This window comes from Neptunomonas phycophila (genome assembly GCF_001922575.1).
GTDB classification, from domain to species: Bacteria; Pseudomonadota; Gammaproteobacteria; order Pseudomonadales; family Balneatricaceae; genus Neptunomonas; species Neptunomonas phycophila.
The window spans coordinates 2,199,364-2,221,300 of sequence record NZ_MRCI01000001.1; the positions used below are offsets into that span (position 1 = coordinate 2,199,364).

General features: G+C 44.9%; 15 protein-coding genes and 1 pseudogene. 6 read left to right on the plus strand and 10 right to left on the minus strand.

All coding sequences use genetic code 11. The features are described from left to right. Positions 1-8: 8 nt before the first annotated feature. From BS617_RS09970 to cobB, 5 genes and pseudogenes are all read right to left on the minus strand, one after another. Complete coding sequence (locus BS617_RS09970; RefSeq protein WP_075172660.1) at positions 9-806, minus strand: class II glutamine amidotransferase; 798 nt, start codon at positions 804-806, stop codon at positions 9-11. Between the two features lie 13 nt (positions 807-819). Continuing rightward, positions 820-1,266, minus strand: coding sequence for a bactofilin family protein (locus tag BS617_RS09975; RefSeq protein WP_075172661.1), 447 nt, complete (start codon positions 1,264-1,266; stop codon positions 820-822). Further along, positions 1,215-2,159, minus strand: coding sequence for a peptidoglycan DD-metalloendopeptidase family protein (locus BS617_RS09980; RefSeq protein WP_075172662.1), 945 nt, complete (start codon positions 2,157-2,159; stop codon positions 1,215-1,217). The genes BS617_RS09975 and BS617_RS09980 overlap by 52 nt, the downstream gene beginning before the upstream one ends. Before the next feature lie 183 nt (positions 2,160-2,342). Continuing rightward, the gene (ppnN, locus tag BS617_RS09985) at positions 2,343-3,713 is read right to left on the minus strand and encodes a nucleotide 5'-monophosphate nucleosidase PpnN (protein WP_075172663.1); all 1,371 of its coding nucleotides are present in this window, start codon (positions 3,711-3,713) and stop codon (positions 2,343-2,345) included. A gap of 118 nt (positions 3,714-3,831) precedes the next feature. Continuing rightward, a pseudogene (gene cobB / locus BS617_RS09990) lies at positions 3,832-4,575 on the minus strand (Sir2 family NAD+-dependent deacetylase); the annotation flags it as partial. A gap of 142 nt (positions 4,576-4,717) precedes the next feature. Between cobB and BS617_RS09995 the strand changes: the two are divergent. From BS617_RS09995 to BS617_RS10005, 3 genes are all read left to right on the plus strand, one after another. Continuing rightward, on the plus strand, positions 4,718-6,106 hold the full coding sequence (locus tag BS617_RS09995; protein WP_075172665.1) for a PhoH family protein: 1,389 nt from the start codon (positions 4,718-4,720) through the stop codon (positions 6,104-6,106). Positions 6,107-6,280: 174 nt separating this feature from the next. Then, on the plus strand, positions 6,281-6,562 hold the full coding sequence (yidD, locus tag BS617_RS10000) for a membrane protein insertion efficiency factor YidD (protein WP_075173533.1): 282 nt from the start codon (positions 6,281-6,283) through the stop codon (positions 6,560-6,562). Between the two features lie 40 nt (positions 6,563-6,602). Continuing rightward, a complete protein-coding gene (locus BS617_RS10005; protein ID WP_075172666.1) occupies positions 6,603-8,801 on the plus strand; it encodes a sodium:solute symporter family protein in 2,199 nt (732 codons plus the stop codon). Positions 8,802-8,847: 46 nt separating this feature from the next. Here BS617_RS10005 and BS617_RS10010 read toward each other — a convergent pair whose 3' ends face one another. Further along, positions 8,848-9,711 (minus strand): mechanosensitive ion channel family protein, encoded by an 864-nt coding sequence (locus BS617_RS10010; protein WP_075172667.1) that lies wholly within the window; start codon positions 9,709-9,711, stop codon positions 8,848-8,850. 182 nt (positions 9,712-9,893) lie between these two features. Here BS617_RS10010 and BS617_RS10015 point away from each other — a divergent pair, with 182 nt between their 5' ends. Then, positions 9,894-10,466, plus strand: coding sequence for a TIGR04211 family SH3 domain-containing protein (locus tag BS617_RS10015; RefSeq protein ID WP_075172668.1), 573 nt, complete (start codon positions 9,894-9,896; stop codon positions 10,464-10,466). 69 nt (positions 10,467-10,535) lie between these two features. Here BS617_RS10015 and mqo read toward each other — a convergent pair whose 3' ends face one another. Further along, positions 10,536-12,029 carry a malate dehydrogenase (quinone) gene (gene mqo / locus BS617_RS10020; protein WP_075173534.1) on the minus strand — a complete coding sequence of 498 codons (1,494 nt, stop codon included), beginning with the start codon at positions 12,027-12,029 and terminating at the stop codon, positions 10,536-10,538. A 529-nt stretch (positions 12,030-12,558) separates the two neighbouring features. Between mqo and BS617_RS10025 the strand changes: the two genes are divergently transcribed. Next, positions 12,559-12,801 (plus strand): GrxA family glutaredoxin, encoded by a 243-nt coding sequence (locus tag BS617_RS10025; RefSeq protein ID WP_075172669.1) that lies wholly within the window; start codon positions 12,559-12,561, stop codon positions 12,799-12,801. 42 nt (positions 12,802-12,843) lie between these two features. After that, positions 12,844-12,999, plus strand: a complete 156-nt coding sequence (locus BS617_RS18265; protein WP_170870338.1) for a hypothetical protein — start codon at positions 12,844-12,846, stop codon at positions 12,997-12,999. Positions 13,000-13,150: 151 nt separating this feature from the next. Here BS617_RS18265 and recD read toward each other — a convergent pair whose 3' ends face one another. The 3 genes from recD to recC are packed head-to-tail and all read right to left on the minus strand — an operon-like array spanning position 13,151 to position 21,901. Beyond that, positions 13,151-15,013, minus strand: coding sequence for an exodeoxyribonuclease V subunit alpha (gene recD / locus BS617_RS10030; protein WP_075172670.1), 1,863 nt, complete (start codon positions 15,011-15,013; stop codon positions 13,151-13,153). Beyond that, on the minus strand, positions 14,997-18,632 hold the full coding sequence (recB, locus tag BS617_RS10035) for an exodeoxyribonuclease V subunit beta (RefSeq protein WP_075172671.1): 3,636 nt from the start codon (positions 18,630-18,632) through the stop codon (positions 14,997-14,999). The genes recD and recB overlap by 17 nt, the downstream gene beginning before the upstream one ends. Further along, positions 18,629-21,901: an exodeoxyribonuclease V subunit gamma gene (gene recC / locus BS617_RS10040; protein ID WP_075172672.1), complete on the minus strand. Its 3,273-nt coding sequence runs from the start codon at positions 21,899-21,901 to the stop codon at positions 18,629-18,631. The genes recB and recC overlap by 4 nt, the downstream gene beginning before the upstream one ends. Positions 21,902-21,937 lie beyond the last annotated feature (36 nt).

Consider the following 21,937-nt stretch of genomic DNA (forward strand, 5'->3'; position numbering starts at 1 on the left):
GCTACGACCTACTCTTGCTGAGCGCTATATCGATACTCGGCGTCAATGCCACCTTTAAACACGGTTAGCTGCCCTGTTTTAATAGGTGTCCACGGCTCATCATGGGTTAAAGGTTCTGTTGCTATGACAGTGACTATGTCGCTATCAGTCGTTTCGTGGCAGAAATCAACTATCATATCTTCATCCATCAACCGAGCCTGGCCAAAAGGAGTTCGACGCGTCAGCCAAGACAGCTTCGACGTGCAATAGGTTATTAAGAGGCTTGATTCCGACAACAACATATTGAATACGCCGTACCCTCGTAAACGCTCACACCGCTCATGTATCAAATCAATGACGGGTGTCATATCATCTGGACGCTCAGGAAAAGCGTCGCGGATTTCACCTAACAACCAACAAAACGCAAATTCGCTATCTGTCGTCCCAACGGGACGATAAAAACGCAGCGTAAGCTCGTCGTATAAACGCGGGTCCAATTGGCCATTGTGAGCGAACGACCAGCTATATCCCCAAAGCTCACGGATAAAAGGATGTGTATTTTCTAGGCAGACAGACCCCACATTGGCTTGTCGAATATGGCTTATCACCACTAAGCTTTTTATGGGATGCTCTTTAATAAGATGCGCTATTTCTGAATCGATACTGGGTTTAGGGTCATGAAAAGCACGCACCCCTTTACCATCATAAAAAGCGATACCCCAACCATCCCTGTGTGGCCCTGTACCTCCACCACGCTGCATAAGGCCGCTGAAACTAAAGCAAATATCAGTGGGGACATTCGCACTCATGCCAAGCAGTTCACACATCAGGGTATGCTCTTTATTTATTAACTTTTAAAGTAATCTTGTCCGGTAAGGTATCAATAGCATCGACACCTGACGCTTCAGGTGGCGAAATAACTTGAAGTGACGATTTTTCATGCAGTTTACGTTCACCGAGGAAGCAGCCCGCAGGATCAATCGACATTACCTTACTTAAAACCGTAGCACGAACTTTGCCACCTTTTTCAATATGGAGCTCATCGCAAACGACTTCGCCTTCTAACACCCCGCTAACAATGAGCTGCTTGGCTTTGATCGAGCCGTTAACAGACCCCGATTTACCAATCGAGATATGATCTAAAGAGTTGATTTGGCCTTCAAAGATACCGTCAATGTGCATCTTGCCTACAACGCTCATATCACCTGAGAACTTATTACCTTCAGCAATAATCGTTATGGCTGAACGGTTTGGTTGAGAGGATACAGATTTTTTAAGGATGCCCATTTCACACTCTTCACTGTTGTAAATATTGTATCGAAGTTGGCGATATTCCACGCCACAAACGGTGCCGGATTTATCGGCTTATACAGGTGGCGCACCTCATAGTGAAGGTGTGGACCTGTCGATTGTCCAGTATTGCCACTCTCAGCAATTTTCTGGCCTTTGTGCACAAACTCTCCGCTGCTAACCACCATTTTATTTAAATGGGCGTACGCCGTCCGAAAGCCAAAGTTATGCAGCAAAATAACCTGCCGACCGTAACCATCTCCTTTATTTCCAGAAAACTCGACCACACCATCAGCCGTTGCATAGACTGGGGTCCCGATTTCTGCTTTGTAATCAATACCTTTATGCAAAACAGGTTTCTTGCGCAACGGATGCATACGCATACCAAAGCCATCATTTATGCGGATGGCCTGTATCGGCAGTCCATTGGGCATACTGTTCAACATAAATAAACGCTGGTTAGCCATCATTGTTAATGTTTCTAAACGATCGGCGGATACATCCCCTGTATCGGGGACGTTGAGCAACGTTTCTAATTCGTTTAAATTCTCGCCTAGAGAAAGCTGAAGCTCCCCCATTCGGACATTTTCTTCTTGTAGTTGATCGCGTTCATTTGCAACTTTTGATAACGAACTACTCAACTCATCTAATTCGTTTTTATAGAGTGTTTGAGTACCCAACATCATTTCGTATTGATCAGTTAATTGCTGATGATCTTCTTCCAAACTGGCCAGATCATCACTCGTTTTCACCAATAACCAATTCGAGATAAAAAAACTAACCGCCGAAACAATGACGAAAAACGCGACCAGATAACGAGCTACTTGTCCTAACGAATACTGACGCGAGCCATAAACGGTGGTTAGCGTCACGATAAGTTTATTTTTCACACATTGAACCCTTAATGCACATCTGGCGTGGTAAATATACCCGTAAACACCCCAATTGTCATAAATACGCACTCAAGATAAGTAAACAAGCACCAATAAAGGGCAATAAAAAAGGCTCTCGCCAGTCGATAGACAAGCTATCCCCCCGTTGAGAACCTATTCATTATTGACACTTAGCGCGCCCTAGCGAACAACTTTATAGCAAGGGACATACTCTTCGTGATTAATCTTCATGCGGTGTTGGTCAACGAACGATTCCAGTAGATGATCCAGTGACGCCATAATATCTTTGTCGCCTGTAAGCTCGAATGGGCCATGTTTACGAATCGCTTCCACACCAGGCTCCTTAACATTACCAGCCACGATACCTGATAGCGCCCGCCTTAATTGGGCAGCCAAAATATAATCCTCTTGCCCTCGTTTAAGATTGAGAGTAGCCATGGCCTCATGGGTTGGCTCAAAGGGAAGCTGGAATTCTGGCGGAATAAAAAGCTGCCAATTATAGTGAAATGATTCATCGGTTTCTTTGCGATGAGCTAATACAAGGTCTAAGCCTTCTCGCATTCTTACAGCAACTTGGTGCGGATCATCGACAATGATTTCGTAGCGTTTAGTTGCATTCTCACCAATGGTTTCGCGAATAAACTTATCCACGGTTTCGAAATAAGCCTCGCTTCCTTCTGGTCCAGTAAAAATTAATGGAAACGGTATATCCTTATTACGAGGGTGCAGCAAAATACCCAACATATATAGGATTTCTTCTGCGGTTCCTGCGCCGCCAGGAAACACTATAATACCGTGCCCTAATCGCACAAACGCCTCAAGACGCTTTTCAATATCCGGCAACGTAATTAATTCGTTTACGATTGGGTTGGGTGACTCAGCCGCAATAATGCCTGGCTCAGTAAGGCCTACATAGCGTGGGTTTAGCACACGCTGTTTAGAATGCGCAATGGTCGCACCTTTCATCGGCCCCTTCATCGCTCCGGGACCGCAACCGGTGCAAATATTTAAGCGGCGTAAACCAAGCTCGTAACCGACTTTTTTCGTGTACTGATATTCTGGTCGCTTAATTGAGTGGCCGCCCCAACACACCACCATGTTCGGCTTAACATGCGGTTTCATTGCATCAGCATGGCGTAAAATATGGAAAACCGTGTTCGTGGTTCTTTCCGAAATATCATCTGTGTCACAACACAAATCGAGTTCATCACCGACATACAGCAGGTCTCGCAACACAGTAAACAAATGCTCACGTATACCTTGAATAAGCTCGCCTTCTACAAACGCGGTTGCTGGTGCATTAATCAACTCAAGCTGCACCCCTTTGTGTTTATGTTTGATATGAATATCAAAGTCTTTGAAACGATCCAGTACTTGGCTGGCACTGTCCATTTCACTACCTGTGTTGAGTACAGCTAATGAGCATTGACGAAACAAACGATATAAGCCGCTGTTGCTTTTATCCTGTAACTTAGCGACTTCATGCGGGGAGAGAATATCTAAACTTTCCAGTGGCGTTACACTGGTACTAATAAACTGCTCGGTGATCATACAGCACCACCTCCATCCTTAAAGAGATACATATGGGAAAAATACTTAACTAACCAGTTACAACATAGAACAGATTTAGACTCAGGTATATCCTTTAATAACATTAACTTAAAACTTATCATGTCGACCTGTCTAATATTTGCTCAACCAAACGAGGTACTTCTTCACTCGCTAAACCGTATATATGCTGATCAAATAACGATTGTTTATGAGTAGGCTCCAAGTTTATTTCTACTGTATGTGCTCCAGCGGCATTAGCCACTTCAACAAACCCTGCGGCGGGATAGACATGACCAGACGTACCAATCGACAAAAACAAATCACACTGGTCAAGCGCTTCGTAGATATGCTCCATGCGCATTGGCATTTCACCAAACCAAACTATATCAGGCCGTAATGTACCTTCTAACCCACAACACATACACAGTGTTGACGGGCTGATTGGAGCGGTTGTTTTATAAACAAACCCTGACACTTGGCATCTAACATTAAGCAGCTCCCCATGCATATGTATCAGGTGATGACTCCCCGCTCGTTCGTGAAGATCATCCACATTTTGCGTCACCAATAAAAAATCGCATTCACACTCAGATTCTAGGTAAGCCAACGCATGATGAGCGGCATTAGGCTGCAGCTCATCCTCACTCAATTGAGCCCGACGAGCATTATAAAAACGATGGACCAAACCCGCATCGCGTTTGAAGCCTTCAGGGGTAGCCACATCCTCAATGCGATGCTCCTCCCATAGTCCATCACTGGCTCTAAAGGTTTTAATACCCGACTCAGCCGAAATACCCGCCCCTGTTAACACGACAATAGACTGGGGTGATTTAAGCGACATACTTGCGCTCCTCCTTTCTTGGTACTTACATCGATACTCTCTAAACCTTTGTTAAATTTATTGCAATGGCATATTGACCTTCGCTTGTCCAAAGTAGACTATCATGAGTAAGTGATTTGCAAATAATTACTTACCCCCTCAGGGCCGCATAAGGATATAGCCGATGAGTGCTACTAAACTCTATATTCTCGATACCAATGTCCTCCTTCACGATCCACGGTGTTTGTACGAATTTAAAGAGCAAGATGTCTGCATTCCCATGACTGTTCTAGAGGAATTGGATGACATCAAAGACCGCAAAAAAAATGTTGCCCAAGAGGCACGCGTAGTGATCAGAGCGATAGATGATATACTCTCTACTGCTACAACCCCCTCGCAAATAGCCAAAGGGGTCCCGATCACACTCCCCGGAAAAGATCGAGAAACAAAGCTGGGTAAGCTCAGTGTGTTTCCTGATCATGAGCTCACCGTCCGGCAAGGTTTTTTGCCCGATATAAAAAACAAAGACAACCTCATCATCAACTGCGCTCTCCACCTCCAATCAACAACCACCCACCGCGAAGTCGTTTTAGTCACCAAAGATATCAACATGCGCCTTAAGGCCATGGGCGCAGGTCTCGAAAAAGTAGAGGATTACCGTACCGACCAGCTCGTTTCTGATATCGAACTGTTACCCGCAGGTCACATGCATTTAGATGGGACTTTTTGGGAACAAGTCACTGAAGTGAATAGTTTCCAAAAGGATGGGAACACTTACCACAAAGTAGCCCGCTCCCTCTTACCAAACGCCTACGTCAATGAATATATTTATGATGACACAAAGGACTTCGCTGCCCGTGTTACCAGCATTGATAGCGATGAAATAACACTTATCGATTTAAACTATGATCGGTTAATGCAGCAAGAGTGCTGGGGAATATCGCCCATTACTATCTTCCAAGCTTTTGCTATGCAATCGTTAGTCGATCCGGAAATAGATTTGTGTGTTATAAACGGAGCCGCAGGTTCGGGAAAAACATTACTGGCGTTAGCGTGCGCACTAGAAATGGTGATAGAGCAACAGCGCTTTAACAAGATAATCGTGACTCGATCAACGCCGCCGGTAGCTGAGGACATCGGTTTCTTACCAGGAACCGAAGAAGAAAAAATGACACCTTGGCTCAGTGCTATCCATGACAATTTAGAAGCCATGCATGAAGGCGATGAAAGACCGCAAAGCAGCGTAAAGTACGCCATTGAAAAAGCGAACATTCAGTTCAAGTCTCTCAACTTCATTCGCGGACGCAGTATTCAAGACGCTTTAGTTATTATTGATGAGGCACAAAACTTAACGCCTTCTCAATTAAAAACGATTATCACACGCTGCGGTAAAGGCACAAAAATGATCTGTTTAGGCAACTTAGCTCAAATAGACTCTAACTACTTAACCGCTTTAACGTCAGGCTTAACGTATCTCGTTGAGCGTTTTAGAGGTTTTGAAGGCTCTGCCAATATTCACCTTGAGGGGATCTTCCGCTCTCGTCTGGCTGAATATGCCGAAAAAAATCTCTAAAGATAGACTCTTCAAGTTAAACAACCGCTTTTTAAAGAGGGTCCCACCCTCTTTAAAAAGCAATCATCGATGCTTGAGCAAAAGCCGATATCTATTGCTAATCTTCAACGTATAATAAAGTTTCTTAATGAACATTTTGAGGCTCTGCCTAACCAGCAGAAAGGTCTAACGTACATGATTTCGAAATTTCGCTGGGCAATCAAGGCTTTGCTCGTTGGCTTAGTTCGCATTTACCAAATTGCGATCAGTCCATTGCTAGGCAATAACTGCCGCTTTTACCCCAGTTGCTCTAGCTATATGATTCAAGCCATTGAAGAGCATGGTATTTTGAAAGGCTTGTGGCTTGGTACAGTCCGCCTACTCAAATGTGGCCCATGGCACGAAGGCGGGATGGACCCCGTCCCCGAGAAAAAAAACCAATGTGATTGTCATACAAAATCAAAGCTAGATAGCTAAACTAGTTACCAACACCAATGATCGCTGACTGGATAAACACATGTTTTCACCTGCCATTGTTGTAACAGCTGTCGTCATTTATATGCTCTGCTTATTTGCAGTTGCACAAGTCGTTGAATATCGTGTCGCTAAAACAGGCCGAGCGATTAAAAGCCCTTGGGTTTTCGCCTTATCATTGGCTGTATACCACACTTCTTGGACTTTTTACGGTAGCGTTGGCTTCGCCACTACGTCAGGGTTGCTGTTTATGGGGATTTACGCAGGCGCACTCATCGGCATTTTATTTTGGTGGGTAACTTTACGTAAGATGGTCGCCGTTAAAGAAGATTTTCGTATTACCAGCATTGCTGATTTTATCTCAACCCGATACCGACGCTCGCAACGCATTGCCGGGTTAGTCACCCTCATCGCACTAATAGGTAGCGTTCCTTACATTGCGCTTCAACTGAAAGCAGTCGTCAACTCATTTGAAATAATCACTTACGACCATGATTCGCCTTGGGCTAATAGCGGATTATTTGTAACCCTACTTATGACAGCTTTCACCATTGTGTTTGGTGTTAAACGCTTAGACCCAACCGAGCGCCATCAAGGAATGGTGGGGGTATTGGTCGTTGAGGCATTCGTCAAAATTGTCGCTTTTGCTGCTGTCGGCTTGTTCGTCTGTTATGTCATGTTTGATGGCTGGAGCGATATTGCTAACCAAATCCGTATGAACGGTCTAGATTATCTAACCAGCCCAACGGCAACACCTAATAGCGCTAGCATGTGGCTCACGCTTATCATTTTAAGTTTTTCGGGCATTTTACTGTTACCCCGTCAGTTTCACGTTGCTGTTATCGAGAATACCGATCAAAAACACATCAAAACAGCGATGTGGCTTTTCCCTGCTTACATGATACTGATTAATTTATTTGTGGTTCCGATTGCGGCGGCTGGCTTATTGCTCGACCTACCTAGCGAGAAAGCTGACTTTTTTGTCCTGCTACTACCTCAACTGATTGATAACGACCCTTTGACGATGCTCGCCTTTATAGGTGGGTTTTCCGCAGCGACCGGCATGATCATCATTACCACAATGACTTTATCGACAATGGTCTCAAACCATCTCATCTTGCCGATCATCGAGCTCACGCCTAAAGCACAAGTTATGCGCAGCTACTTATTACAAATTCGCTGGTTATTAGTCGCTGTCATTATTTTTGGTAGTTATTGGTTCGAGCTTGAATTTAGTGACTCTTATATCCTTGTGGCTATAGGACTACTCTCGTTTGTTGCCATACTTCAGTTCGCGCCGGCTGTATTTGGCGGCATCTTCTGGAGCCGCGCTAACAGTGCGGGGGCTTTTTCTGGCCTACTTGCCGGCTTTTTAGTCTGGTGCTACACCCTTGGTTTACCTACGTTTATTAAACAAGGATGGCTACCACCAGAGATACTAATAAATGGCCCATGGGATATTTACTGGCTACGGCCAGAAGCACTCTTTGGGCTTGATCACTTTACGCCCGTTACGCACAGCGTTATCTGGACGCTAGGCGTCAATATCAGCGTTTATGTAATTGGCTCATTAATTTATCATCCTAACAAAGAAGAGCGGACTCTTACGACCGAATTTATGGCCGCGATGCGACCTGTACAACCCAATCGCAAAGCACGTCCTGCGGGCCTAGATGCTTACATCCCACTGAATGTTAAATTAGAAGAAGCACAAACACTGCTCAAGCAGTACATTAGCGGAAATAAGGCCCACGAGGCCGTTTTCAATATTGCTGATGATTTACAAGTGTTAAACAAAAGCCATATTACAATCATCGAGCTCATGGAGTTCCACCGTATGCTTGAGCACATGCTCGCTGGCTCAATTGGCGCAGCCAGTGCGCACAGTGCAATAGAACAGCAAGTCAGATATAGCGACAGAGAATCCAGCGAACTAAAAGCGCTATACAGTCATATTGTTACCGGCTTAAACAACCAAGTTACTTATGACCCAGAAACCAAAGACCCAGAAGATAGCGTAATACCTAACGGGTTCGGTATGATTTCCGATTTACAAAAACAAATAGACTCGCTTGAAGCCTTATCAACTGATCAAAAAAGAATGCTAATAGAACTAGAAGCGAAACTTGAATCTCGCTATGAGGAAATCTTTAAATACCGAATGGAAGCACAACGTTTAGGCAAAGAAAATGAAGATTTACGGCAACAACTTACGACGCTTTCGCGTACCCCTGAAAGCTAAGGTAAAAAAAACGGAGCTAAAGCTCCGTTTTTTAACCATGCACAGACTAGTCTTTAGGTGAGTTAGCTGCTGATTCTTCTTTGATTAAGTGCACATCCATTTGCGGAAATGGAATGCTGATGCCTTCTGCATCAAAACGTAATTTCACTTTTTCCATAGTATCTCGATAAACATCCCAGTAATCCGATGTTTTAGCCCATGGACGTACAACAAAATTAACACTGCTATCGGCTAGCTCTTGTACAGCAACAAGAGGAGCGGGTTCAGATAGTACGCGCTCATCCGTTTCTACAATTTCTTTTAGAATTGCTTTAGCTTTTAGAAGATCAGAGTCATACCCAATCCCAAAAACCATATCAACACGGCGCGTATCACGGCGTGAAAAGTTAGTAATGACGTTGCCATAAATAGGGCCGTTTGGAATGGTTACTTCACGACCATCACCCGTGCGCATGATTGTATTAAAAATAGTAATGCGCTCTGCCGTACCAGAGATACCGTTTACCTCAACAAACTCACCTTCTCTAAAGGGACGGAAAACTACCAGCATAACGCCCGCTGCAAAGTTTTTGAGGGAATCTTGCAAGGACAAACCAATTGCTAAACCGGCTGCACCGACTAACGCAATTAATGAAGATGTATTAACACCTAACTGATCCAGCGATGCCACTATTACAAAGAGCAATAACAAAGCATACATAATAGACATAACAAAATTGACTAGCATGCTATCCATTTTTGTTTTGCCAAGCAGCTTATTGATCACCGCCAAAATAATACTGATAACTAATCGGCCAATGATAAAAACAGCTAAGGCCATCACAATATTTATGGCCCAAGGCACTATGTAATCATTCTGTAATCCTTCGATTGTGCTCGGGTCAAAAAAATTCTGAAACAACTCGTCCATACCAACTCCATATTAAATTCAAATAATTACCACTTTACCACGTTGTTTACGGCCAATTAAGCAAACTAGATACGTGGAACTTTTTTTTTATCTTATGTTCTTACGTATCGGAAAAGGTAAAGGTCTGGCTCATTTCAGAGGAATCAGTACAATGTTAGACCTCTAAAAGGATGCTCTACAGAATGAAGAAAACAATGATAGCTGCGTGCTTTGCACTCGCGGCCTCCACTTCCTATGCCCAACCGGGGCATATTGCCGATGATGTATATGTATTTATTCACGGTGGACCTAGCAACCAATACCGTATTACGGGACGAGTCCGCAGCGGTTCTGCGATAGACATACTGAAAAAAAGCAGTGATGGAAAATTTATTCAAATTCGCACTAGCACTGGCAAAGTAGGCTGGGCGGATGCCAACAATGTTGAAACGGGTGACAGTACACTGGCTCGTATGCCCAAACTTGAAAGTGAGCTAGAGAAAAACCAATCACTTATCAGCGAACAAACCACTGAAATTGCGACGTTACGGTCTCAATTAGATATGTTTGAATCCGAAAACAGCACGTACTCAGGCCAACTAAGCAAACTACAAGCCGAAATCAAAGATCTGAATCACCAAATTGATAACATGGACGAAAGCAACCTTATGCGCTGGTTCACCTATGGCGGCATGGTAGCATTAGGGGGCGTTTTACTGGGGCTATTACTGCCTTACTTCCCGAAAAAGAAAAAACGGAAGGACGAGTGGTACTAATCGCTATAAGCACAAAAAAGCCGACGTAACGTCGGCTTTTTTAGTTACGGGGCAACCCGCTGTAAGTTATTACTCGTAATTCTCATCAAGCTTTAATGTTTCCAGTGAGTATTTACGAACAGTTCTAAGCAGCTCTGGATTCTCGATAAGAGATTGTCCGTAAGAAGGTATCATCTCTTTCATCTTAGCTTGCCACTCTGGCGATGCCATTCGGTCAGCGAAGCAGCGCTCTACCAAAGTAACCATCGTATCCACAGCAGTAGATGCACCTGGAGAAGCTCCTAGCAAAGCAGAGATAGATCCGTCCTCAGCAATGATCACTTCGGTACCAAACTCTAATTTACCGCCACCAGCGGGGTCTTTTTTGATGATCTGCACGCGCTGACCAGCATAAGACAACGTCCAATCTTCATTTTTGGCGTCAGGGAAAAACTTACGTAGCGCGTCAACGCGAGAATCATGAGATTGCAACACTTCACTAATCAGGTAACGGGTTAAATCCATGTTGTTTTTACCCACAGACAACATAGATTTAATGTTATCCATTTTCACACTTTTCGGAAGATCAAAAATAGAACCCTGTTTTAAGAACTTCGTAGTAAAGCCTGCAAAAGGACCAAACAATAGTGCTTTTTCACCATTAATGATGCGAGTATCTAAATGAGGAACCGACATTGGTGGAGCACCAATCGGTGCTTTACCGTAAACTTTCGCTAAATGCTTGCTAACAATTTCTGGCTTTTTACAGACTAACCACTGACCGCTTACCGGGAAACCACCATAGCCGTTCCCTTCAACTATGTTCGACTTCTGTAACAGCGGCAATGCTCCACCGCCCGCGCCTAAGAAGACAAATTTAGCCACCACGGTTTCATGCTGACCGGATTTAAGATCCTTAATCTCTACTTTCCACTGTCCGTCAGGTTGCTTGACTAGATCTTTAACTTTACAACCTAACTTCATCGCAAAATTTTCTGAGCGATTCAGGCATTCAGCCATGTTACGCGCTAGCGAGCCAAAATCGACATCTGAGCCATAGCGTACACGCGTACCAGCTACTTTCTCATCAGGGCTACGGTTTTGCATAACCAACGGCATCCATTGGCGCAATACCTCTGGATCTTCGCTGTATTCCATATCCTTAAACGCTACGGTTTGGCTTAACGTTTCATAACGCTTTTTAAGGAAGGCCACATTCTCATCACCCCAAACGAAACTTTGATGAGGTGTAGGATTGATAAACTGACGTGGAGTAGGAAGTGCTCCTTGTTTAACAAGGTATGCCCAAAATTGTAAGCTGACTTCAAAAGCCGTATTAATCTTAAACGCTTTTGTGGTGTCAATTGAGCCGTCTTTCAACATCGGTGTGTAGTTCAGCTCGCAATAAGCGGCGTGCCCTGTACCTGCGTTGTTCCAACCGTCTGTACTTTCTTGTGCTACATGATCCAGTTGTTCCACCATCATCATGTCAAGAGAAGGGTCTAGCTGTTTAAGGAGGGTTCCAAGTGCTGTGCTCATTGCACCTGCACCTACTAACAATACATCAACCGATTTAGCCGTCATCTCGATTTTCACCATTTATGATATAAATATGGGATTCGATGTACACAGATCCATGAAATATGGTGAGGGATTAGCCTTGTCATATTGCACTGCAGCGAAGCTTTTGGCATCACAGCGATATGTGCACTGCCTCAGTATATTCATACGCAATCAAACGCGCGTAAACAAGTAAATGCTTACTATTACTCAAGCTCAATGGCGCTGAATTATACCCAATCTGAAATAAATGTCTTATGAATTTATCTGCTAACTATTTAACCATTCGTCGTATATATAACCCTACACAATATAGGTACAAAAGTACTAGTCGAATACCTAATCCATTAATTTTGAATACTTTTTCATCAATTTTTAGATAACTGATGATGCCACGCTCTACCCTACTTGCCCATAAGTTATCTACACACTTATGCACAAGATAAGTGCATAAGTTTCATCATAGGTTTTTCCAATTAGCCGTATAAAGATTAGTCATTGGCCTCATCCAAAGGTTTCCTGCTTTAATAGAATTAATTCAAAGGAGACAATTATGGAACGTATTACGATTTTTGGCCGTCCAGGCTGTGGTTTTTGCACACGCGCAGTGCAATTATGCAAAGATAAAAATTTTGACTTCCGATATGTAGACATTCATGAAGAAGGCATCACGAAAGCTGATTTGGAAAAAAGCGTCGGCAAACCGGTAGAAACAGTGCCACAAATTTTTCTTGGCAAGGAACCTATCGGAGGCTACACCGAATTTGCAAAAAAAGTTGCTGAAATGGGTGTCTAGGGTCTAAAGTGTAAGTTAAATAAATACTAACGAGGTGAAGACATGATCTTAGCAACAATTGCTTTTATTGGCGCTTCCGTAGCTATAGCGGCGTTTTTAGGGAAAATATTGTTTGCGGAACATCAAAATCATCAAGGATCATTACAGCCTATTCGTATCAAAAGTGACGAAAAAAGGCCGGTAAAGCGTCGCCGTTAAGTGGAATCGGAACTAATTGCACTTTTTTCGCTTTTTGCGAATATATAATTTCACTATCACCCGTTAGTTGCTCGACATTGAGTAAATAACAAATAAATTAAAGGTAACTGGCAGCCAGTTACCTTTTTTAATGCCCTTCGCACCCTTTTTACTAGGGTGTAGGCCCAATTGACGCGGTTGGACCCGAGCCGTTCCACAATCTCGCAGCAAGTCCGCTCATCCTAATTGTAGGTGAGCACGCCGCTTTCTCTAACGTCTCAATAGCCCCCCACACATTACATTGCTTTTTAGCGCGAGTAATACCGGTATAGACAAGCTCTCGACTGTTACCTTGGCTAGTGGGCGTGAGCACGAGCGTCACTTGATCGAACTCTGAGCCCTGACTTTTATGTACAGTCATTGCAAAAACCGTTTCATGGCTCGGCAAGCGACTGGTTGAAAAGCGCACCAGCTCACCACCTAAATCAAACCAAACTTTTAAGCGGCCAGTTGACTCATCCGGTAAGGCGACACCTATGTCGCCATTAAATAAGTTTAACGCGGGCTCATTCCGGGTAATCATAACGGGACGCCCCGCATACCAGCGTCCCTTTCTGCTAATGCGTTGTAATGCTTCAAGTTGTAGCTCAAAGGCTTGGTTAATCGCTTCTACACCCCATGGGCCACGTCTTAGGCCACACAGTACTTTAAAACGATTGAAAGCCAATAGCACAGAAGCTGGTGCTTGCTGCTCGCTCACGGCTTTTAAATAGTCGGTGTAACCTTGCTGCATATGTTGAAGCAACGGTTTTACATGATCATCCTGCATAGGTAATAAATGAATATCATCATACCCTTGCGCAAAAGCCTGACGCACCGCACGACGGTCACCGCTGTTAACCGCTCTAGCCAAGGCACCTATACCGCTGTTCGCTGAAAAACGATAACTGCGCTGTAATAACGATACGGCATCTGCAAACGTTGAAGGCATACCTTGTTCAACCGGAACACCACACGTTTGCAGTAACAATTGCTGCATTGCAGGGGTTTTAACACATCCGGCTGGCCTTGCGCATAAATCGCCCATCACGCTGCCCGCTTCAACTGAGGCCAGCTGCTCTTTATCCCCTATCAGAACTAAGCGTGCCTGCTCAGGTAATGCCTCTAGCAGGCTCGCCATTAATGGAAGGTCAATCATGGAGGCCTCATCGACCACTAACAAATCTAAGTGCAGCGGGTTATCAGCATTATATTGATAATGATGCACATTAGGTCTGGCGCCGAGTAATCGATGCAATGTGACCCCTACATCGGGTATCAGGCTGGTAACACTTTCAGGAACAGATAACTGGTGCTTCGCCTGTGCAATAGATTCTGACAAACGGGCCGCCGCTTTACCCGTTGGAGCGGCTAGTCGAATAACGGGGTGAACATCAGGGTTGTGCTCAAGCATACTTTGCAGATAGATCGCCAACATACGTGTTACAGTGGTTGTTTTCCCTGTTCCCGGCCCACCACTAATAACAGAGACACGCTGTGCTACAGCCGTTGTCGCCGCTACTTTTTGCCAATCAGGCTGCTCATTTGATTGAGCAAATAATGCCTGTAAATGCACCGTCAGTTGCTCAGGATTAACATCCCCCTCACCTGCTAGAGAAAGCAGTTTACGTGCTACTTGGCACTCATACTGAAAATACTGGTACAAATACACTCGGTCTTGATTCAACACTAAAGGAGTCAGCGCGTCGCCAGTGCCTAAAACGGTTTCATCCACTAACGCCGACATACTCGCCGTATCTGAAGGTAAAAGCGCTCTCAAAGGCTCTCTAACACTCATCGGCCAATACGCAATGAGTCCCATCAGCGAGTCAATCCGAACACAAATGTGACCGTCCCCTAAATGTCGACTTACAATAGCGGCCAGAGCAAGCAATGACTGATTGACGCTAGGATGTTGTTGCTTCAACCAACGAGAAAAGTGTAAATCAACTGGGCGTATGAGCCTTAGCTCTAATAACTCATCCAGCAATTGCATGTGTTACACCTTCTGTAAACAGTTGATCCAAAGCCTCTATAAGCGCCTTTTTAGGCTTGGTGAAAAATACACCATTCCCGGGGTGCTCAGCGTGTAGCCCCCGTAAAAAGAGGTAATATACACCGCCTACGTCACGATCATAGTCATAGCCGGACAAGCGCACTTTGAGCAATCGATGCAGTGCCAACGTATAGAGCACATATTGAAAATCATACCGATGCTCGCACATTGCCTCCTCCATCGCCGCTGTTGAATACTCCTCTACCCGGTCACCTAAATGGTTCGATTTATAGTCCAATACATAATACTGTCCACAGTGGCGTAACGTTAAATCGATATAACCTTTGAGCATGCCTTGTACGGTTTCAAACCGGAGATCTCCCGCCTGCCTCGCAAGTGGGTCATACTTTGCGAGTAAACGATTAACTGCGCCGGCATGAATAGGTTTAAAGGGAATAATAAATTCCATTTCGACCAGGCGGTTTTCCAAACTAATATCTGCAAGGCAAAAATGATCGGGGTTAAGCGGTATACGCACGGCGGCTAACAAATAATCCCTCAGCACAGGCACCCAGCGCTCATCATAGCCTGCCAGCGGCAATTGATCGGTTAACACCGCCTCGGCGGCTTCAGCCGTTAGTTGGCTGAAATCAATTTCTTCAAATAAAGTATGTAAAAACGTACCCGCTGTGGCACCTCTGGGAAAGGTGAAGATACTGTCCGGCGCCTCAATCAAATCTTCTAATTCTGCATCAAACGATGAGGCCGACCTCTGCTCCGATGCCACGTTTTCTGGTGAGTATGCCCCGTCAGTGTTGTCGTTTTCAGACTCATGAATCACCTCCAAATCTAGATGCAACTCTGATATTGGCTCAAAGTGATTCGAAGGCGGCGCTTCATGCCCCACATGATCATGAAAACGACTCAGTGCCGAATAACTGCTCATCCGCCAATCTCGTTCTACGGGCGCACTGAATATTCGCGCTTGAAAGACAGGCTTGGAGGAATCGTTGTCGGCAAACATATCCTGCGTGCTAGGTATCTGTACCATCTCGGGAGGAGAATCAACCCTGAAGCCTTTTTCAGCATTGGACAATTGCTCTAAGCCTTCTTCAAGGCTGGATTGAGACATTAAAAGATATCCCAGAGCACTTTTTTCAGTAGTGCCCTGCTTAGCATTGCCATAGCGTATATTGCTAACGCCTAAAAAGCAGGCATGCACAGCCCGAGTCACAGCCACATAAAGTAGACGTAAATCTTCCGCTAAGCGCTCTTTTTCAACTTGCTCTTTAACATCGTCATCCGGCGCTAAGTCAAAAATAGTTTGCCCAGCGTCATTGTGGTACAAGGCACCACTGGCGGCTCGATAACGGCAGATAAAAGGAAGATACACGAGCTCATACTCTAAGCCTTTGGACTTATGAATCGTAATGACGGTAACGCGAGAACGGTCGCTTTCTAGACGCAGCTGCTGCTCAGCTGAATTATGGTTTGGGCTATGCAGATGCTCAGTAAGCCAACGAATAATACCTTGCTCCCCTTCAACCTCCTGACTTGCCTGCTGCAAAAGCTCAGCCAAATGCAAAAAGTCTGTCAAGCGCCGTTCTCCTTGGTCAGCTTGCATTAATCGGGAAGTGAGGCCTCGTGTGGCTAACAAATGGTGCACCATAGGCAATACACCTAAACGCAGCCATAACTGACGATACTCAATAAACTCGTCAACGAGTTGCTCCCACGCCAACTCGTCTCGGATAAGTTGATCGATATCAGTCATGGACAAACAAAACAACCCAGTGGCTATCGCTGCTCGTAGTTTACGCTCGTCAGTAGGCTCTAATACGGCTTGCAAAATAAACAGCATTTCGCTGGCTTCTACTGTGGTATACACACTGTCGCGGTTCGACAAAAAAACAGAGGCGACACCTTTGTTACGAAGAGCCGATTGAATTTCGCCCGCTTCTCGGCGATCCCTTACCAGCACTGCTATATCGCCCGGTTTAACTTGCTTGTCACCTATTGTGTAGCGCTGATCGTTCAATACAGTTGCAATATGGCTGGCCGTAGACTCTGCAAAAATTGATAAATAATCGCGAGTCTGTAACAACTCTGAGCTTAACCACGCGGTTAACGCAGGTTGTGGCTGACCATCAAACAGAAACGGTTGTTTGTCAGCTTTACCGGCAGCTCTTACTGGCACAAAAGGAATATCATCCGAGTAGATGAAGGGAGCGTCTGACTGCTCAAACAGTGTATTGGTTGCGCACACCATGGCGCTTGATGAACGCCAATTCGTTTCTAACGTGTAATGCGCATCTACCGCTCGTCGCGCTTGCATATAGGTAAAAATATCTCCCCCGCGAAACGCATAAATCGATTGTTTGGGGTCACCAATCATTAAGAGTGCAGTCGCTGGGTCGGTATAAATATCACTAAAAATTTGGTACTGCAGGGGATCGGTGTCTTGAAATTCATCGATCATTGCAATGGGATACTGATGACGAATGGTCTCCGCCAGTTTGCTTCCTCCAGAAGCTTTTAGCGCACTGGCAAGCCGAGTCAACAAATCATCAAAGGCCAACAGCTGATGCCTTGCTTTTTCGTATTGTAAACGGCCCCGGATACGCTCCAATGCGATCGACTCAATCACCCCTTTGATAGGGACTTCTGCCGTTAGCATGTGCTCAATGCTATCGAATACGGGATGGGTTGGGGCTGTTTTCCCTTCAGGTGTATTCGCGTGTAGCTCGCTAGTTCTAAAATAATTCAATTCATTTAACGGCAGCTTTGCGAACTCATTATCCACAAAAAACGCTATTTTCTCTAAACGCCCGGGAACATGATTAGATCTGTATTTTGCTTTTTTAATGCCAGAGGTGGCGATAATCTCAGCTAGATCATCAGTATTACTGCGCCAAACCTGTTTAAAAGCCTCTCGGGCTTGCTGAGAAACTGCCCACTCCGCTTCAAGATCAAAATGACTATAGTCTGGCTCTACAGTCACATTGCTCATGCCCAATAAGCTCTTTATCGACTTTAATAAGGCCTCAGGGGTTTTAAATTCATCTAATACCGCATTAGCTAAGCTACCTGTAAGCGGATACACCAAATTACGCCATACATCGAGTAGAGCTTGGCGCACTAAGGGTGCATCATCGGGAGTAAGCTCTTGATTAAAGAGTGCCCCACTCTCAAAAGCATGCTGTTTGAGCATGCGCTGACAAAAACCATGTATGGTAAAAATGGCCGCTTGATCCATTTCAGCCGCAGCCAGCTCCATTAACCTAGCTTTTTCACGATGATTATCAGTTTGTGCAAGCACGCTTTGCAAAAAAGGGTCCGATGTTTCACCACTCATAAACGCTATACGCGCTTCACGTATGCGTTGTCGTATACGGTCTCTCAGTTCTTGAGTAGCGGCTTCTGTAAAAGTCACTACTAGAATTTGCTCAACGCCCAACGGGGTATTTTCTTGCGCTTGTTCGCCTCGTTTACCCAAGCCAAGTAATAATCGAAGATACAGTGCCGCTAGTGTAAACGTTTTGCCCGTTCCAGCACTGGCTTCTATTAAGCATTGCCCCTGAATAGGCAGTGTAATGGGATCTAACAGTTGGGTTTTCATTCTTGGTTTAGCTCCAAATAGCGCGCCATCCCATCAAACAAGGCTCGTTGGTTTTTCAATAACCCCGGCTCGAAATGCGCCCATTCAGGGTAAGTACGTTGAACATAAAGGCTCGCCCATTCACCGGATTGCGTACTTTCAAATTTTTCACGGGCCTTTTTAAGTACAAACTCTTCCCCCTTACCGGCCAAATCTAAGAGAAAATAACCCGAATCAGGTAGCCAGCTAACCGGAAAGCACAAGCCATCAACATACGTTGTTAACAAACGAACTAATTGCTCTTTCGCTTCGGCACTAGGAACGGGTTGCAACTTAACTAGATCGCTTAACCCTCGAAAATAAGTAGGCTTGTCATAGCCTGCAGCACAGGTTGCCAAATGTTGAATCCAGCTAGCAAAAACATGCTTTCCTGACACTTTAACCACATCAAACTTTAGAAAATGATCAGGGTACGATTGATCTATCCATCCCTGAAGCGTGAGTGATTGCAGGCTTGTTATTTGCAAATTTAAGTCAACCTCAACCCGAGTCGGTTGAGAAGTTGTCATGAACGGTTGAAGCTTTTCGTGTAGTTCACTGACATCTTTAATCCGCTGGGCTAACTCTCGTTGTCCGGCAATACCCACCGGTAGCAGACCCGTTTGTGTAACAAACTCGCCAACCTTGGCTAAGTCATTTTGATTTAATGATGCCGTCAAAAGTTGTTTTCTGAGTAGATAGTTAGACAAGCCGGCGGACTCAAAAGGCTCTTCTTCACTCAGCACATCGGCCTCTGTACTAAAGAAAATTTGCAATCGCCTCTCAAAGAAGAAGCGGATGGGGTCACGATAAAAACGTATTAAGTCAGATAGTTCTACTACCTCTAGCTCGGGGGGATCTAATTTTCGTGTCAGAAAAGACGTCACAGGAGAACTTTCGTGGGCCGACAGCCATCGTTCGTTATAGCTGAACAAGCGCTCACTCTCGTCGGGCAGAAAATACGATGCGCTATAAGCGGTTAATGGATGCACCGTCGTGATCTCCTTGATGAGATCACCCGAGGTAATGTGGGAGTCTGATGCCGCACCATACGCCTGATCACAATATTCCAACAACTCACTCACAAGCACAGAAGGAACCCGAGGGCTATTATCAGCAATAGAACGGCCAACATAACTGATATACAGAATATCGCGCGCGGACAGCATCGCTTCTAAAAAGAGGTAACGGTCATCATCTCGGCGCGAACGATCCCCTTTGCGCGGGTGTTCAACCATTAAATCAAACCCCATTGGCGGCAGCGCACGAGGGTAATCGCTATCATTCATACCCAAAAGACACACCACTTTAAACGGAATGGCGCGCATTGGCATTAACGTACAAAAGTTAACCTGCCCTGATAAGAAACGCTGTGTCGATCGTTGGCTACCTAGCTGTTCCTTCAAGTAATCTTGAATCACTTCAGCTGGTATAGCAGCTTGGTAGTGCACTTCACTGATCGTTTCACGCAATGATTCTAACGCTTTATAGATCAATTCGAGTGCTTCTTGGTCTCGTTCATCTGCCACGTATAAACGATGAGTTAGCGCATGAACCTGTTCAATCCACTCATTTGCCGTTAAAGACTGAGCGAATAACAAGCGAACATCAGACAATACCTGTAGAAAAGCCGCTAATTGACCTAATGCAGCCGATGATATCCCTGTGACCCCACCGTAAGGCGCAATGGACTGCCAGAGATCCTCAACACCTCCCATGGCATACCCACCAAACAACCGATCCATACCAAATTGCCAGCTGTTTTGATGAAAAGATACCCCGTCTAAGTCTTCGCGGGATTGTGCATCTAACCCCCAATGAATACCAGACTCATCAACCCAACGGCGAAGCTGTTCGAACTCCGCAGCAGATAAATCAAAGCAACGTAACGTCGCTGGAAGCTCTAGTAAGTCTAAAATTTCAGGCGCACCGAAACGGCTTTGATTAAGTGATATAACACTCAAAAAATTTGCGATAAGAGGAATTTCTTGATCTGCAGAGCGATCCGAAATGGAATACGGCAAATACGCATGCTCAGAAGCATTACCAAACACCGCATCGATATAAGGAGCATAACTGGCCACATCTGGCATCATCACAATAATATCGCGAGGTTTCAGTGAGTCATCAGCTTCAAACATGGCCAGCAATTGATCCTGCAAGACTTCAACCTCTCGCATAGCACTGTAGTTTGAATGGACTTGAATGCTTTTATCCTTGGCAAAGCTTTGAAAGCTAAAATCGTCACTTTCGGATGCACAAGTGCGGTTGTGTAACTCAAGAATATCCGATTGCACTGCATGTAATAGCGAATCGTAATTCGGCTCACCGAACAACCCTACTTCCTCTAAAGACATCTGCTGGATCATATGGAGATAATCCCGGCCTAACTTACCCATCGAACTGAGTAATGGATGCCCAGAATCATAATGATGACTCTCAGGATCAACCCCTTTCCCTAACCAAAGCCGGTTTAGCTTAGCGAGATAACCTGGGTCGATAATATCACCCCAGTAATGCCGGCACGGATTGGCAATCATCAGATGAACATCAACCGTGTTCCCCAATGCCACTAAAGCTTCCAAGTAGTTTTGCGGCAATGCCGATATACCAAAAACAAAAATGCGAGGAGGAATACCTGCCAAGTCTGATGTGCGAGCCGACAATGCTTTAACAAAGGTTTCATACATATTGGCTCGATGCCAATGAGGCAAGCCCCGAGCTTGCGTATCAGCAACAAGAGCCCGCCATAAAATAGGCTGCCACGCATCATCACCGGTTGCCGGTTCGCTACTACCTGATTCCCAGCTAGCTATCCAGTCTGGACGGTATACAAGGTATTGATCGTAAAGGTCCGCTATTTTGGCACACAGATGATAGTGTCTAAGCGGGTTGCTATCTTGTTCCAAATACGAATGCAGGACTTCAAAACCTGAGTCTTTAATCACATTTGGTAAAATGCGCATCAAAACCCACGTCATCGAATCTTTATTGTACGCCGAACGTTTAGGAACATCGTCCAAAACACTAACAAAAACTTTCCACAGAAAGCTTGCCGGTAACGGAAACTCTATATTGGCGGCTATGCCCAGTTGCTCCGCCAACTCCAACTTGAGCCACTGCGCCATGCCTGGACTTTGCACAAGAATTTGATCAGGTAAAAATGGATCATCAAGCGGCGAACGCTTGACCATTTCAACCAATAAATCACGTAAGTGATCGAGCGCGTTAGAGTGATAAACATACAACATGCAAGATCCCTTTGAAGCTAACAATACAAGTTAAGG

Bases quoted from the DNA above. Each gene is read 5' to 3' on its own strand.
- BS617_RS09970 (WP_075172660.1), bottom strand. From the start codon at position 806: ATGTGTGAACTGCTTGGCATGAGTGCGAATGTCCCCACTGATATTTGC.
- BS617_RS09975 (WP_075172661.1), bottom strand. From the start codon at position 1,266: ATGGGCATCCTTAAAAAATCTGTATCCTCTCAACCAAACCGTTCAGCC.
- ppnN (WP_075172663.1), bottom strand. From the start codon at position 3,713: ATGATCACCGAGCAGTTTATTAGTACCAGTGTAACGCCACTGGAAAGT.
- BS617_RS09995 (WP_075172665.1), top strand. From the start codon at position 4,718: ATGAGTGCTACTAAACTCTATATTCTCGATACCAATGTCCTCCTTCAC.
- yidD (WP_075173533.1), top strand. From the start codon at position 6,281: ATGATTTCGAAATTTCGCTGGGCAATCAAGGCTTTGCTCGTTGGCTTA.
- BS617_RS10005 (WP_075172666.1), top strand. From the start codon at position 6,603: ATGTTTTCACCTGCCATTGTTGTAACAGCTGTCGTCATTTATATGCTC.
- BS617_RS10010 (WP_075172667.1), bottom strand. From the start codon at position 9,711: ATGGACGAGTTGTTTCAGAATTTTTTTGACCCGAGCACAATCGAAGGA.
- BS617_RS10015 (WP_075172668.1), top strand. From the start codon at position 9,894: ATGAAGAAAACAATGATAGCTGCGTGCTTTGCACTCGCGGCCTCCACT.
- mqo (WP_075173534.1), bottom strand. From the start codon at position 12,029: ATGACGGCTAAATCGGTTGATGTATTGTTAGTAGGTGCAGGTGCAATG.
- BS617_RS10025 (WP_075172669.1), top strand. From the start codon at position 12,559: ATGGAACGTATTACGATTTTTGGCCGTCCAGGCTGTGGTTTTTGCACA.
- BS617_RS18265 (WP_170870338.1), top strand. From the start codon at position 12,844: ATGATCTTAGCAACAATTGCTTTTATTGGCGCTTCCGTAGCTATAGCG.
- recD (WP_075172670.1), bottom strand. From the start codon at position 15,013: ATGCAATTGCTGGATGAGTTATTAGAGCTAAGGCTCATACGCCCAGTT.
- recB (WP_075172671.1), bottom strand. From the start codon at position 18,632: ATGAAAACCCAACTGTTAGATCCCATTACACTGCCTATTCAGGGGCAA.
- recC (WP_075172672.1), bottom strand. From the start codon at position 21,901: ATGTTGTATGTTTATCACTCTAACGCGCTCGATCACTTACGTGATTTA.